This window comes from Streptomyces asoensis, assembly GCF_016860545.1.
Taxonomy (GTDB): Bacteria; Actinomycetota; Actinomycetes; order Streptomycetales; family Streptomycetaceae; genus Streptomyces; species Streptomyces asoensis.
The window spans coordinates 2,049,907-2,064,082 of sequence record NZ_BNEB01000002.1 but is presented as its reverse complement, the minus strand read 5'-3'; the positions used below and the strand labels follow the sequence as shown (position 1 = coordinate 2,064,082).

Annotated in this window: 12 protein-coding genes; 5 read left to right on the top strand and 7 right to left on the bottom strand. The window is 71.5% G+C overall.

What is annotated here, in order from left to right; genetic code table 11:
* Window positions 1–49: 49 nt before the first annotated feature.
* The 7 genes from Saso_RS12145 to Saso_RS12115 form a co-directional block, all read right to left on the bottom strand.
* Window positions 50–1,657, bottom strand: coding sequence for a fused response regulator/phosphatase (locus Saso_RS12145; RefSeq protein WP_189919301.1), 1,608 nt, complete (start codon window positions 1,655–1,657; stop codon window positions 50–52).
* The gene (locus tag Saso_RS12140; RefSeq protein WP_189919561.1) at window positions 1,647–3,056 is read right to left on the bottom strand and encodes a sensor histidine kinase; all 1,410 of its coding nucleotides are present in this window, start codon (window positions 3,054–3,056) and stop codon (window positions 1,647–1,649) included. Before Saso_RS12140 ends, Saso_RS12145 begins: the two co-directional genes overlap by 11 nt.
* Before the next feature lie 48 nt (window positions 3,057–3,104).
* On the bottom strand, window positions 3,105–4,166 hold the full coding sequence (locus Saso_RS12135; RefSeq protein ID WP_189919299.1) for an ATP-binding SpoIIE family protein phosphatase: 1,062 nt from the start codon (window positions 4,164–4,166) through the stop codon (window positions 3,105–3,107).
* Entirely contained in the window at window positions 4,154–4,576 is a 423-nt protein-coding gene (locus tag Saso_RS12130) for an anti-sigma regulatory factor (RefSeq protein ID WP_189919297.1), read from the bottom strand. Before Saso_RS12130 ends, Saso_RS12135 begins: the two co-directional genes overlap by 13 nt.
* On the bottom strand, window positions 4,573–4,944 hold the full coding sequence (locus tag Saso_RS12125) for an STAS domain-containing protein (RefSeq protein WP_189919295.1): 372 nt from the start codon (window positions 4,942–4,944) through the stop codon (window positions 4,573–4,575). The genes Saso_RS12130 and Saso_RS12125 overlap by 4 nt, the downstream gene beginning before the upstream one ends.
* Window positions 4,941–5,792, bottom strand: coding sequence for an STAS domain-containing protein (locus Saso_RS12120; protein WP_189919293.1), 852 nt, complete (start codon window positions 5,790–5,792; stop codon window positions 4,941–4,943). Before Saso_RS12120 ends, Saso_RS12125 begins: the two co-directional genes overlap by 4 nt.
* Before the next feature lie 356 nt (window positions 5,793–6,148).
* Entirely contained in the window at window positions 6,149–7,147 is a 999-nt protein-coding gene (locus Saso_RS12115; RefSeq protein ID WP_189919559.1) for an NADP-dependent oxidoreductase, read from the bottom strand.
* A gap of 129 nt (window positions 7,148–7,276) precedes the next feature.
* On the opposite strand from Saso_RS12115, the gene Saso_RS12110 reads away from it, so the two are divergent.
* From Saso_RS12110 to fdhF, 5 genes are all read left to right on the top strand, one after another.
* Window positions 7,277–8,155, top strand: coding sequence for a LysR family transcriptional regulator (locus Saso_RS12110; RefSeq protein WP_189919291.1), 879 nt, complete (start codon window positions 7,277–7,279; stop codon window positions 8,153–8,155).
* Between the two features lie 76 nt (window positions 8,156–8,231).
* Window positions 8,232–8,825, top strand: coding sequence for a TetR/AcrR family transcriptional regulator (locus Saso_RS12105; RefSeq protein WP_189919289.1), 594 nt, complete (start codon window positions 8,232–8,234; stop codon window positions 8,823–8,825).
* Window positions 8,826–8,920: 95 nt separating this feature from the next.
* A complete protein-coding gene (locus Saso_RS12100; protein WP_189919287.1) occupies window positions 8,921–9,610 on the top strand; it encodes a type 1 glutamine amidotransferase domain-containing protein in 690 nt (229 codons plus the stop codon).
* Window positions 9,611–9,787: 177 nt separating this feature from the next.
* Complete coding sequence (locus Saso_RS12095; RefSeq protein ID WP_189919286.1) at window positions 9,788–11,473, top strand: NAD(P)H-dependent oxidoreductase subunit E; 1,686 nt, start codon at window positions 9,788–9,790, stop codon at window positions 11,471–11,473.
* On the top strand, window positions 11,470–14,169 hold the full coding sequence (fdhF, locus tag Saso_RS12090; RefSeq protein WP_189919285.1) for a formate dehydrogenase subunit alpha: 2,700 nt from the start codon (window positions 11,470–11,472) through the stop codon (window positions 14,167–14,169). The genes Saso_RS12095 and fdhF overlap by 4 nt, the downstream gene beginning before the upstream one ends.
* Window positions 14,170–14,176: the final 7 nt, after the last annotated feature.

Below are 14,176 nucleotides of genomic sequence, written 5' to 3'. Positions count from 1 at the left end.
CAAGACTGCGGATCCCCCGTGTGCGAGCGGCGCGCCGGGCTTCGATGTCTCAGGTGAACAGGGCCGTGATCACGGCGATGTCGTCGTTCTTGTTCTGTCCGAAGCGGGCGAGGAGCAGGTCGCACAGGTCCTCGAGGTCGTCCGGGCCCTCGGCGACGGTGTCGCGCAGGTCGTCGAGGGTGGCGTCGAGGGAGGCGTTCCGCACTTCGATGAGGCCGTCGGTCACCATGAGCAGGCGGGTGCCTTGGGCGACGTCGAGGATCGTGGGCGGCGGGTGCGGCAGCCCCAGGCCCAGCAGCGGACCGTGCGGGGTGTGGAACCTCGGCCCGTCCCGCGGGTCGACGACGAGCGGGGGGATGTGGCCGGCATTGGCGATGTGCAGACGGCGTTCGCCGGGGGTGACCAGGACCAGGCAGAGGGTGACGGTGATGCCGGGCTGGGACTGGGCCAGCAGTGTTTCCAGGCGTTGCAGGATGTGGTGCGGGGGGTGGCCTTCGATGGCGTAGGCGCGCAGGGCGTGGCGGACCTCGCCCATGACCGTGGCGGCGGTCACCGAGTGGCCGACGACGTCGCCGATGGCGAGCAGCAGGCCGTTGACGGTCTGCACCGCTTCGTAGAAGTCCCCGCCGATCTCGGCGTGTTCGGAGGCCGGCAGATAGCGGAAGGCCAGGTCGACGCCGGGGACGGTGGGCAACTCCTTCGGCAGGAAGGAGCGTTGCAGTGCCAGGCCCAGGGCGTGTTCCTCGTTGTAGGTGCGCAGGGCTTCGAGGGCGAGGGCGCTGGCGTTGGCGAGTTGCTGGAAGAGCTGCTCGTCGTCGGCGCTGTGCAGGGCGGTAGCGGGGACGGCCAGACAGATCGGGGGACGGTCGCGCTTGGTGCGGGAGACCGCGATCGCGACGTCGCCGTCGAGGTGGTCGTCCGGCAGCAGGCTCCGCCACCGCCGGTGCCCGATACGGGAGACGGCGACACCGGTGCCGTGATGCAGGCCGGGGGCGGCGGCCAGCCGCTCCAGCAGCCCCGGGTCCGCGGAGTGGATGCGTGAGGACGCCCGGGGGCCGTCGGCCATGGTGTGGACCGCTTGAGCCTCGGGCGAGAGGAAGACCGCGCTCGCCGGGCAGGACAGGAGGTCGGCGGCGCCCCGGGTGGCCGCCGCGGCGAAGGAGTGGAAGTCGCCCGCGCTGTAGACGTCCAGGGTCCCCTTGTTCAGCGCGAAGAGGCGGCGGGCGAGCTTCTCGGCGCGCTGGCGGGCCCGGGCATAGCGCAGGGTGGCGGTGACGGTGGCGAGGAGCTCGCCGGGGTCCACGGGCTGGTCGAGGTAGGCGTCCGCGCCGCGCCTCAGCCCTTCGGCGTGATCGTCCGGGCTGACGGCCGCGGCGGAGATCTGGATGACGGGGATGTGGGCGGTGCGCGGGTCGTCCTTGAGGCGTTCGCTGACCTCGAAGCCGCTCATGTCGGGCAGACAGACGTCGATGATGGCGATGTCGGGCAGCGCGGCGGGGGGAACGTCCACGAGCGTGAGGCCCTGTGCGCCGGTGGCTGCGGCACTGACGAGGTGCCCGGCGCGTTGGAGCCAACTGGTCAGGACGTAGCGGTTGGAGTCGTTGTCGTCGATGACGAGGACGGTCGCGGGCGGGACGTCGTGGGGTCTATCGGTCACGGTGGGTCCCTTCGACTTCCGTTTCCTTCGGGTGGGCGTGGCCCAGGTCCGGGATGCGTACCAGCACCCGCGTGCCGACGCCTTCTACGCTGGTCAGGGTGAGGGAGCCGCCGAGGAGTTCGGCGAGGGTACGGGCGTACGGCAGCCCGAGGCCGGTGCCGGACCGGCCTGCCTGGTGCGGGCCTCGTACCTGGTAGAACGCCTCGAAGACGCGGTCGATCTCGTCGGGCGGGATGCCCACGCCGGTGTCGGTGACGGTGAACAGGACCGCGGGCGCGGACGGTTCGGGGTCGGCGGTGACGTCCAGGCGCACTTCGCCGCGCTCGGTGAACTTCATGGCGTTGGAGAGCAGGTTGCGCAGAATGCGTATGAGCAGCGTCTCGTCGGTCACCAGCAGCGGCGGTTGCTCCAGGTCGGGGGTGACGAGGGCGACCTCGCTGCGGCCGTATCCGCTGCGCAGGAGGCTGCTGAGATGGGCGACGAGCAGCCGCAGGTCCACCGGGACCGGGTGGATGTCGAGGTGCCCTGCCTCGGCCTTGGCGACGTCGAGGAGGTCCGTGACGAGCGCGAGCAGGGTGCCGCCGGAGGAGGCGATGAGTTCGGCCTGCTCTCGCTGTTCTTCGGTGAGGGGCGGGGAACTGGGTGCCAGCATCAGCGCCGACAGCGCGACCACGGCGTTCACCGGGGTGCGCAGTTCGTGGCTGATGTTGGTCCAGAACCGGGTCTTGGCCTCGCTCGCGTCCTGCAACTGCTGGCGCTTGTCGTCCAGTTCCGAGTGCAGGGCCAGTACGCCGCTGTTGGTCGTCTCCAGTTCCCGCGTCAGTTCGGAGTACAGGGCGAGGACGCCCCGGTTGGTCTCTTCCAACTCCTCGTTGAGTCGGCGCAGTTCCTCCCGCTGGGCGCGTGTCTCCTCCAACGCGGCGATCAGGTCGCGGGTCTGCGCGCGCAGGTCGTCCGCCTCGGTGGAGGGGGTGTCGCCCTTGAGCACGTGCGCCAGGCGGGCGTGCCGGTCGGCCGGCTGCGGCCCCGGCGCGGGAAGCGGCTGGGTGATGACGATGCGGCCGGCGTGCGGCCCTGTCTCGCAGGCGACGGAGACGAGTTTGGCGGCCAGGTCGAGGGTCTCCCGGGAGGGCGGCGGACCGCCGCGCCAGGAGAACGTGACCAGCAGGGAAGCCGGCTGCCCGGGGCTGAGGGCGAAGGAGACTTTCAGCTCCTCGCTCCTGATCCGGTCGCGTCCGACTTCGCTCAGGGCGGTGGCGAGGCGGACCTGGTCCTGCCGGTCCAGGGCCACCGCCGCCGCGGCCTGCTGGGCATGGCGCCGCAGCCCGAACACGTCCTGGGCCGAGGTCAGGGAGAAGGTCGCCACCGTGTCGACGGCCGGTGTCGCGCCGCCGGGCATGCCCGGTTCAGAGGGTCCGGTCGACACGTTCGCCCTGCTCATCGTCGATCACCATGCGTCCTTGAGGACGACGACTCCGGCGTCGTCCCGGCGCACGCCCGCTTCGCGGAGCAGGTGTGCGGCCATGACGAGGGAGGAGTGGTGCAGCAGACCCGGCAGCGTGCGCTGGTCCCAGCGTTCGGTCAGCCCGTCGGAGTGCATGACGAGGGCGCCGTGCTCGGGGAGGGGTTCGTCGAACGTGCGCAGCCGCCGCATGTGCGCGCCGACGATCCCGGGGGCGGACAGCAGGGCCTTGCGCCCGTCGTCCGACACGAGGAATCCGCTTACGTTGCCGATGCCGCAGTACAGCAGCCGCTTCGTCCCGGGCTCGATCCGTGCCACGGCGACAGCGCCGCCGCGCGTGCCCTGCAAGGCACGGTGGACGGCCTCCAGAACGCCCTCCGGACTGAGATCGCGCGCGGCGTGGAAGGCCTTGACCGCCGCCTGGCTCGCACGGGCGGCGAGCGGGCCGTGGCCCAGCCCGTCGCAGACCATGAGCACGAGCGCGGGGCGGAATCCGCCGTCGGCGGGTGCGGCGGTGCGCACGGCCCACGCGTCCCCGCACACGGTCTCACCGCTGATGGGCCGGGTCACGCCGGCCGCCGGGGACCTGACCGACAGAGCGGCGTCACCGTCCGCCTCACGGGGCCAGAAGCGGGCGGCCATCACCGTTCCGCGGCCGGGAATGGAATGCAGGTCGAAGTCGTCGGCGAGGCGCGAGACCGCACCCAGGCCGATGCCCAGGGTGCCGGCGCTGGAGGTCCCGTCGGTGAGGGCCGCGGCCACGTCGGCCATGCCGGGACCGGAGTCGACGGTGAGGAACTCCACACCCGCCGTGTCACGGGAGCGCACCGCCCGCAGCAGCAGCGCCCCGTCCACGGCGTGCCGCTGCACGTTGGTGGCCGCCTCGGTGACGGCGAGGGCCACCTCGGCCGACCGGTGACTGCTCAGGCCCAGGCGTCGGGCCAGCGTGGCGGCCGCTCCGCGTGCGGAGGCCGCCAGCGAGGCTCCGTCCCGGAACCACGCGACGTCCTCGCACTGCACGATGCTGTCGCTGTTCACCGCACCCACTTGATGATGCTCACGGTCGTGCCCTCGCCCGGCACGGTGTGCAGGTCGAAGTCGTCGACGAGGCGTTTGGCACCGCTGAGTCCCAGTCCCAGTCCCCCGCCCGACGTCCAGCCGTCCGTCATCGCCTGCTCCACGTCGGGGATGCCGGGACCGTGGTCCTCGAAGACGGCGGCCACACCGCGCTTGCCGCTTCTGCTGATGACGGCGGCGCTGACCGTGCCGCCACCGCCGTAGATGAGCGTGTTGCGCGCCAGCTCGCTCGCCGCGGTGATCATCTTCGTCTGGTCGACCAACGACAGCCGACACTGCTGCGCCAGTTCCCTGATGGTCTGGCGGATCCGCACCACGTCCGCGCTGACCGCGACGGAACGGACCTCGGGCTCGTCACCCGCCACCCAGGGCGCGATCACCTCATGGCCGAACTGGCGGACCGGCGCAACTTGGCCATGCCCTTCTCCAGGTCGAGGGCCGTGCTGACGCCGCCGAGCGAAAGACCCAGCTCCACCAGGGTGATCGCCACGGCGGGCCGCATCCCGACGACCACGGTGCGCGCGTCGAGCACGCGCGAGATGGAGGCAACCGTCGCCAGCATGCGCCCCACGAAGGAGTCGACGATCTCCAGGGCACTGATGTCGATCACCACACCGTGGGTCGGCTTGGCCACGATGTGTTCGGCCAGATCCTCCTGGAGGTACAGGACGGTCTGGTCCTCCAGATCGGACTGGACCGACACCAGCAGAATGTCCCCGATGCGCAGGACCGGCAGGCGATCGCTCATCGCTGCGCCCCCTGGTGGGCGACCAGGTCCACGCCGGACCTGCTGAGGGCCAGCTTGAGGGCGTCGGCCAGGCTGGCCTTGGTCACGATGTCGCCGAACTCGATGCCCAGGGCGACGATGGTCTGCGCGATCTGCGGGCTGATGCCGGACACGGTGCACTCGGCGCCCATCAGGCGGGCGGCGACGATCGTCTTGAGCAGGTGCTGGGCGACCTGGGTGTCCACCGCCGGAACGCCGGTGATGTCGATGATCGCCTGCTCCGAGCCCGTGTCGACGAGGGCCTGGAGGAGCTTCTCCATCACCACCTGGGTCCGCGCGGAGTCCAGCGTCCCGACGAGCGGTACGGCGATGACTCCGTCCCAGAGCCGGACCACCGGCGTGGACAGCTCCAGGAGCTGCTCGGCCTGCGCGGTGATGATCTCCTCACGCGTCTGTGTGAAGGCCTCGATGGTGAACAGGCCCAGCCCGTCCAGTATTCGGCCGAGCTGGAGATAGGCGCGGATGTCCGCCGCGGAGCCGTCCTGGAGCACCGGCTCGAGGACCCTCTTCAGGGCGAACACGCTGATCGCGGTCTCGGTCGGTGAGAACCCCTGACGGGCCCTGTTCCTCGACAGTTCCGTCAGCAGGGCGCGGACCTCGGACATCTCCTCCGAGTGGACACCGGTGGCGCCCTGCCGCAAGGCCTCCACCAGGGCTTCGTACAGCTCACGCAGTTCGCGCTCGAGCTCCGCCGCGCTGACGCGGCCGCCCAGCGATCCCCGGACCTCACTCACCCACGTCGCGGCCAGGTCCTGGCCTTCGATCGACAGCAGCCCTACCAGGTCCACAGCGTTGTCCCGCTTCACCATCACGGCATTCCTTTGATCTTCACAGAATTCGCGCCCCCTGGGCTGACCGAGGAAGCCTACGGCACAGGTGACACGGTCCGACCACGAACCGGTGGACTTTCTTTTCGCCTGTTCCTCACCTGTGCCCGCAGGTCAGGACATACGGCGGCACCCACGCACGGGGCCGGGCATCGTGGCCTTTCTCCCGCGCAGGGGCCGTGTCCGACGGTGGGCGACGCTCTCGCTGCCGGTCAGGTCGGCCGAAACGATGCGGGCTCGAATCCCCCTACCCGGGATCCCCGACACCATGCACGAGATTTCAGTGACCGCTCCACCGGCGGGGCTCGCCGCCGTATGCCACTGTCTGCGGCCCGCGGTCACGAGACCGCCGTCAGCACGATCTTGCCCTGGATGTGGCCCCGCGCGGCCCGCGCGTGCGCGGCGCCCGCCTCGGCCAGCGCGTACGTGCTGTCCACCCCGACCTGGAGCGTCCCCTCGTCGAAGAGGCGCCCGATCCCGGCGAGCTGGGCGCCGTCGGAACGGACCTGGATGTTCGAGACGGTGATGCCCAGACGCGCCGTCTCGTGGGGGTCGTACTCGGCGAAGAAGACCGGGAGCATGGTGCCTCCGCGCTCGAGCACGGTCAGGAAGCGTGCGCTGTCCGGGCCGCCGACGGCGTCGATCACCAGGTCGACACCGCTCACCACGTCCGCGGCCCGGGTCGTGGTGTAGTCGACGAACTCGTCGGCGCCGAGCTTGCGCAGGAACTGCTCGTGCCGGCCCGAGGCCACGGCGATCACGTGCGCCCCCTTCCACTTCGCCAGCTGCACCGCGAAGTGGCCGACCCCACCGGCGGCCCCGTTGACCAGCACGGTCGTGTCCGGTGTGATCGGCACGGGCCGGTGCACGCGGCCGGTGAAAGGGGACGGCACCTCGTGGCCGAGGTCGACCAGGTACTGCCAGGCGGTCAGCAGGGCCATGGGGGCGCCGGCCGCCTCCACGTGGGTGAGACCGGTCGGCTTGTGGGCCAGGTCCGCGGCGGGCGCGGCCACGTACTCGGCGTAGGTCCGGCCGTCGAACCCGGGGAACCGCAGCATGCCGAAGACCTCGTCGCCGACGGCGAACCCCCGCACGTCCGGGGCGATCGCCTCGACCACACCCGACAGGTCCGTTCCGGGAATCAGGGGGAACTGGAGCGCCGGCCTCAGCTCGGCCGGCATGACCTTCAGGCCCTCACGCAGGTACCAGTCGGGCGGGTTGACGCCCACCGCGTGGACCCGCACGAGCACCTCGCCCGGGCCGATCCCGGGAACCGGCACCTCCTCGTAGCGCAGCATTTCCGGCCCGCCCGCTTCATGGATCTGGATCGCCTTCATCACGCCTGACACCATTCTCTTTCTCCGGGAACCGTTGCTCCCTCAGTCAAGGCGCAGGGCGGCCGGGCCGTCCAAGACCGGTTCGGCAACCCGCCCATTCCGAAACGGCATGACGCGTACGCTGCACGGATGAACGACCTCGGACAGGATCTGGAACTGCGGCTGGTGCGCTACTTCACCGTGGTGGCGGCGCAGCGGCACTTCGGCCGGGCCGCCGCCGAACTGCACGTGGCCCAGCCGGCGTTGAGCCGCCAGATCCAGCGGCTCGAGAGATACCTCGGCACCCGGCTGCTGGACCGCACCCCCCAGGGCGCCCGGCTCACCCCGGCCGGGCAGACGTTCCTCCCCCGCGCCCATGCCCTGCTGGGGGCTGCCCGCGAGGCCGAGTCGGCCGTGCGTGAACCGGCCCTGACCGAACGGATCACCATCGGCTACGTCGAGGACCTCGTGATCACCGCCGCCGTACGGGAACTGCGCCGCCGTCACCCGGACGCCCTGATCACCACACGCCACCTGGGCTGCCACGATGTCGGGGCGCTGTCCGACAGGCGGGTCGACGCCCTGATCGCGCGAGCTCCGCTGCCGTTCGCCGCAGAGGACGTGTCCGCCACCCCGCTGTACGAGGAGGCCCGGATGCTCGTGGTCCCGCGTGGGCATCCGCTGGCCGGCCGGGCGTCGGTGACCGCGGAAGAGCTGGCCGGCGAAGAGGCTGCGCCGTGCGCGTTCGAGACCCCGGACTGGGCGTCGTACCGGGTCCTCGGGGCCGATGTGCCGCCGATCGAGAGCTATGAGGACAAGCTCGAACTCGTCGCGAGCGGGCAGGCGATCGCCGTGCTGCCGGTGGGCGACCGGCGCAGCTCGCTGCGACCGGATCTCGTCACCGTCCCCATGGAGGGTGCTCCCCCGAGCCAGGTCGTCCTGGTCAGCCGCGAGGGCGACCCGAATCCGATGATCAGGCGGCTTCGACTGGCCGCCGAGGCGGTCATGACTCCCGCCCCGGCGGCCTGACGGGCATCGGTCACGTCCGGCCGTGTGGGCCGCGGGTTTCTAGACGACTGGTCTACTCAGGTGTTACGGTTTTCGCATGCCAGTCGCCACGCGCACCACGGACACCCGTCGGGTCATCCTCGACACCGCGCAGCGGATCATGGCCCGCAAGGGCTACTCGGCTGTCGGCATCAACGAGGTGCTCGCGGAGGCCGGCGTCCCGAAGGGGTCGTTCTACCACTACTTCGCCTCGAAGGACGCCTTCGGCGAAGCGATGCTGAAGAGCTACTTCGCGGACTACCTGACGGACATGGACGCCGTACTCGCCCCGTCCGGCGAGTCGTCGGCCGAGCGGCTGATGGCCTACTGGCAGCAGTGGCGGGAGACGCAGAGCGTCGAGGAGTGCCAGGGCAGGTGCCTGGCCGTGAAACTCGGCGCCGAGGTGGCCGACCTGTCGGAGCCGATGCGTCTGGTCCTGAAGGACGGCACGAGCGCCATAGTCGACCGCATCGAGCGGACGATCACCAGCGGCCTGGAGGACGGCTCCCTCTCGGTCGACGGTGAGGCCCGCGACGTCGCCCAGGCCCTGTACGACATGTGGCTCGGCGCCAGCGTCATGGCCAAGATCCATCGCAGCCCGGCGCCACTCGACACCGTCACCGCGGCGACCCGCACGTTTCTGCACCTGTAGAAGGCACTGGACGGTCCGCACCCCGCGCTCCGTCCGGGCACAGGGTGGTTTCACCCTCTAATAGTAGACTGGTCTAATCACACGAGGAGTGTGTCATGAAGGTTCTGATCGTTCTCACCTCGCACGACGAGCTCGGGGACACCGGCCGCAAGACCGGGTTCTGGCTGGAGGAGCTGGCGGCTCCGTACTACCGCTTCAAGGAGGCCGGCTGGGAGATCACCCTCGCCTCACCGAAGGGCGGACAGCCGCCGCTGGACCCGAAGAGCAACGAACCCGACTCCCAGACCGACGACACCCGGCGCTTCGAGGCCGACGCGGAGGCGACCCGGGCCCTCGCCGACACCGTCCGCCTGGACTCGGTGGAGGCCCGAGACTTCGACACGGTCTTCTACCCCGGCGGGCACGGTCCGCTGTGGGACCTGGCCGAGGACACCGTCTCCGCGCGGCTGATCGAGACCACCCTGCGCTCCGGCAAGCCGGTGGCCCTGGTGTGTCACGCCCCCGGCGTCCTGCGGCACACCGTCAACGAGGACGGGACCCCGCTGGTCTCGGGCAAGAAGGTCACCGGATTCACCAACTCCGAGGAGGCCGGCGTCCAGCTCACCGACATCGTCCCCTTCCTCGTCGAGGACGAGCTCACCAAGCTGGGCGGTCTCTACTCCAAGACCGGCGACTGGCAGCCCTACGTCCTGCGGGACGGTCTGCTGATCACCGGGCAGAACCCGGCCTCCTCCGCCCCCGCGGCCGACGCCCTGATCGAGCTGGTGAACAAGGGCGGCGAGTGACCGCCTAGACGGTCGCGCTCCACGCGCGCACGAGCGCCCCGGGCCGGACCGACCCTCTGTGTCGGCCCGGCCCGGGGCAGGCCACACCGTCAAATGCGGTAGGAGCCACAGCGGAGCACGCCGGGATGCGTCACTGCCCGGATTGCGGTCCCCGGCCGTCGGCAACACGATGAAGGAGTGGTTACCGAGGGCCCCGCGGAGCGCTATGACGCGTTTCAGGCCCTGGCCGACCGGCGCGGCCGACCGGGGCGCCGACTGATGGAGTCACTGGCGCGCGCGAGGACGCTCACGGCGGACGACCCCGAGACGTGGGCTCCGGCCGTCGCCGCCGACACGGGCCTGCCCGCTGCCGCCGCGCTCGGACCGGCCGGATACTACGCGGACTTCGCCGCCCCGCACGGGCGCCGTCATGTCCGCGTCTGCACGGCCACGGCGTGCTTCGCAGCCCGGGCCGGAGCACACCCCACCGAGGTGGAGCACGAGCTGGGCGTGACCGTGGGCGAGGCCTCGCCGGACGGCGGGATCTCCCTTCAGGCCGTCCGCTGCCTCGGATACTGCTACGCGGCTCCTGCCGCACTCGACGGTGACGCACCGCGCGCGGGCCCGGAGCTGGCCGGGCAGTTGGCGGGACGCGCACTCCCCCGGGCACCGGTGATCCCGGCAGCCGACGCCACCGGTGACCCCGTACTGCTGGGCGGCACGGTCGCCGGCGAACCCCCGTGGCAGGTCTGGCCTCGGGTGGTCACGGCGGGCACGGCGGACGAGGTCCACCAGGAGGTGGCCGCATCGGGGCTGCGAGGACGTGGTGGCGCCGGATTCCGGGTGGCCGCGAAGTGGGAGGCGGCCGGACGGGCCCACGGCACCGTCGTCGTCGCCAACGGCGACGAGGGAGATCCCGGCTCCTACGCCGACCGGCTTCTGATGGAGGCGGAGCCGGAGCGGGTGCTGGAGGGTCTGGCCCTGGCGTGCTTCGCGTGCCGTGCCGGGCAGGGTGTGGTCCTGGTCCGTTCTGAGTATCCGCTGGCGCTGGCGCGGATGAGGCAGGCGGTGGTGCAGGCCTACACCGACGGGCACTTCGGCCGGTCCGTGCACGGCACGGACACCGCCCTGGACGTCGAGGTGGTGCAAGGTGCCGGATCCTACGTCGCCGGCGAGGAGACCGCCCTGATCGCGAGCCTGGAAGGAGGCCGGGGCTGCGCCAGGCCACGTCCGCCCTACCCCACCCGGCACGGTCTGTGGGGCGCGCCGACCGTGGTCAACAATGTGGAAACCCTCGCCTCCCTCCCCTGGATCGTCTCCCGTGGCGGCGAGACCTACGCCCGGCGCGGGGTCAGGGAAGAGACCGGGACGAAACTGGTCTGCCTGTCGGAGCGGTTCGCCCGGCCGGGGGCGTACGAGGTCGAGCTGGGCACCCCGCTGCGCCGGATCGTCATGGACCTGGGAGGCGGGCTGAGGGACGGAAGCGAGCTCGTCGCACTGCAAGTCGGCGGTCCGCTGGGCGGCTTCCTCACGGCTGAGGCGCTCGACGTACCGCTGACGAGTGGCGGACTCGCGGCCCGGGGCGCCGCACTCGGCCATGCCGGGCTGGTCGCCTTCGATCAGCGGATCGCCCCGCACGACGCGCTGCGGCACATCTGGCAGTTCGCGGCGGCGGAGAGCTGCGGGGCCTGTTCCCCTTGCCGCGTGGGCTCACGTCGCGGCCTGCAACTGGCGTCCGCGGATGAGCCGGCCGGCGCTGAATGGGAGCGCCTCGGACGGATTCTGGCCGAGGCCAGCCTGTGCGCGTTCGGGCGGCGCATCCCGGCCGCCGTGCGCAGTCTCGCCCGCGCTTACGGAGAGCGGCTGGCGGGCTGGGCGTCATGACCGGCGGCGACATCGAAGTCGAGGTCGACGGCAGGAGCGTCGCCGTTCCCGAGGGGGTCCCCCTGCTCACGGCGGTACGGGTCGCCGGGGTCGAGCTTCCCGCGCTCTGCTCCGACGACCGGCTGAGCCCGGCCGGATCCTGCCGGACCTGTCTGGTGCGGGCCGACGGCGCCGTCGTGGCGGCCTGCGTGACCCCGGCCGTCTCGGGGATGCGCATCGAGGCGGCCGCCGACTACCTGTGGCATCTGCGCCGGGACACGGTGGAGCTCATCGCCGGCGCCCTGCCGCCCCGCGCCCTCACCGCCGAAAACCCCGGCGAACTGGCCGAGCTCTGCCGGTCACTGGGCATCGGCCCCGACGCGGCACAGGCCGGCGGAGGCCGCGGCGTCGACCACTCCCACCCCTACGTGCATCTGGACCGGGACCTGTGCATCGCCTGCGGGCGGTGCGTGCGCATGTGCGCGGAGGTGCAGGGCACCTTCGCCCTGACCTTGACCGGCCGGGGCGCCGACACCGTGGTCGCTCCCGGAAACGGCGGGCCCTGGGCGCAGTCGGACTGCGTGTCCTGCGGCGGTTGCGTGGACACCTGCCCCACCGGCGCGCTCACCGAAGCCGGGCGGGGGCGCGGGCTCACCTCCGGCCACCGGCGAGCCGCGACGCGCACGACGTGCGGATACTGCGGCGTCGGCTGCGCCCTGGACGTCGTGACCTCCGACGGCGAGGTCACGGCCGTCCTCCCTGCCCGGGACGGCCCCGTCAACCAGGGACACGCCTGTGTGAAAGGGCGTTTCGCACACGGCTATCTCACCTCCCCCGAACGGCTTGCCCAGCCTCTGCTGCGGCGTGACGGCCGCCTCGAACCGGTGCCCTGGGAGGAGGCGATCGGCCAGGTCGCACGCGGGTTGCGTGCGGCCGTCACGGGCGGCGGCGCCGACTGCGTGGCAGCCATCTCCTCGGCCCGCGCCACCAACGAGGAGAACTACCTCGTCCAGAAGTTCATGCGGACCGTCGTCGGAACCAACAACATCGACAACTGCTCGCGGCTGTGCCACTCCCCCTCCGCCGCCGGACTCACCGCCTCCCTCGGGCTCTCCGGGGGTACCGACAGCTTCGACGACGTGGAGCAGTCCGACTGCCTGCTCGTGGTCGGCGCCAATCCCGTCGAAGCCCATCCGGTGGTCGGCGCTCGCCTCCTGCGGCGTGTACTGCACGGCGGAGCCGGACTGATCGTCGCCGACCCCCGCGCGGTGGGACTCGCCCTCCACGCCGACGCACATCTGAGACCGCGGCCCGGCACGAACGTCGCGCTCTTCCACGGGCTCGCCCACATTCTGCTCGCCGAAGGACTGGCCGACGAGGACTTCCTGCGCGAGCGGGCCACCGGTCTGCCGGAACTCACCGCGCTGCTGGAGGACTACCCGCCCGACCGGGTCTCGGCGATCACCGGAGTACCTGCCGAGGACCTGGTCGCCGCCGCGCGACTGTACGGCAGGGCGGAGCGGCCGGCCATCGTGTACGGGCTCGGCGTCACCGAGCATCTGCACGGCACGGACGGTGTGCGTTCCTTGGCCAACCTGGCGATCCTGCGCGGCGCCGTCGGCACCGACCGCGGGTACGGCATCAATCCGCTGCGTGGCCAGAACAACGTCCAGGGGGCCTCGGACATGGGCGCCCTGCCCGACCTGCTGCCCGGCTACGGGAAGGTCACCGACCCTGGCGCGAGGTCCCGGGCGGAAGCGGTGTGGGGTGGCCGGGTCCCGGACCGCCCGGGCCTGAGGATCCCGGACATGTTCGCCGCCGCGCGGGCCGGGGAACTGCGGGCGCTGTGGATCATCGGCGAGGACGTCTGTGCCACCGACCCCGACAGCGACCGGGTGGCGGAGGCCCTCAGGGCGTGTCCGCTCGTCGTGTGCAACGAACTCTTCCTGTCGGAGACGGCCCGCCACTGCGATGTCGTCCTGCCGGCCACGTCATGGCTGGAGAAGGACGGCACCTTCGTCAACTTCGACCGCAGATTTCAACGGGTCCGCCCCGCCGTGCCCGCGCCGGGTGAGACGCGGAGCGACTTCGACATCGTCCGTGCCGTCGCCGCCGCGATGGGAACGGACCTGGGGTGCCCCACTCCGGCCCACGCCTTGTCCGAATGCGGGCGGGTCGCGCCCATGTTCGCGGGTCTCTCCCATGAACGGCTGGACCGGGAGGGCGCCGTGCCCTGGCCCTGCCCTCACCCCGGTCACCCGGGGGAGAGCAAACTGTACGCGGAGCGGTTCGCCACACCGGACGGGCTGGCTCACCTCACCACGGCGCCCTACCTCCCGCCGGGTGAGCAACCCGACGCCGACTTCCCCCTGCTCCTGGTCACCGGACGGCGCTGGGCGCACTACAACTCCGGCAGCATGACCCGTCGTGGCGGCAACCTCGCGCTCGATCCCGTCGACCATCTCGACCTGCACCCCGACGACGCCGCCCGCTACGCGGTACGAAACGGTGCACGGCTCATCGTGGAGAGCCGCCACGGCCGGGCCCGGCTCATCGCCCGCGTCGGCGAACAGACCTCACCGGGTCAGGTGTTCAGCTCCTTCCACTTCCCGGCGAGCGGAGTGAACCGTCTCACCTCCGACCACGCGGACACCGTCACGTCGTGCCCGGAATACAAGGTCACCGCTGTGCGTATCGAGGTCGATCCGCGGGGCTGAACACGGG

Bases quoted from the DNA above. Each gene is read 5' to 3' on its own strand.
- Saso_RS12125 (WP_189919295.1), bottom strand. From the start codon at position 4,944: ATGAGCGATCGCCTGCCGGTCCTGCGCATCGGGGACATTCTGCTGGTG.
- Saso_RS12105 (WP_189919289.1), top strand. From the start codon at position 8,232: ATGCCAGTCGCCACGCGCACCACGGACACCCGTCGGGTCATCCTCGAC.
- fdhF (WP_189919285.1), top strand. From the start codon at position 11,470: ATGACCGGCGGCGACATCGAAGTCGAGGTCGACGGCAGGAGCGTCGCC.
- Saso_RS12100 (WP_189919287.1), top strand. From the start codon at position 8,921: ATGAAGGTTCTGATCGTTCTCACCTCGCACGACGAGCTCGGGGACACC.
- Saso_RS12140 (WP_189919561.1), bottom strand. From the start codon at position 3,056: ATGCCCGGCGGCGCGACACCGGCCGTCGACACGGTGGCGACCTTCTCC.
- Saso_RS12110 (WP_189919291.1), top strand. From the start codon at position 7,277: ATGAACGACCTCGGACAGGATCTGGAACTGCGGCTGGTGCGCTACTTC.
- Saso_RS12115 (WP_189919559.1), bottom strand. From the start codon at position 7,147: ATGAAGGCGATCCAGATCCATGAAGCGGGCGGGCCGGAAATGCTGCGC.
- Saso_RS12120 (WP_189919293.1), bottom strand. From the start codon at position 5,792: ATGGTGAAGCGGGACAACGCTGTGGACCTGGTAGGGCTGCTGTCGATC.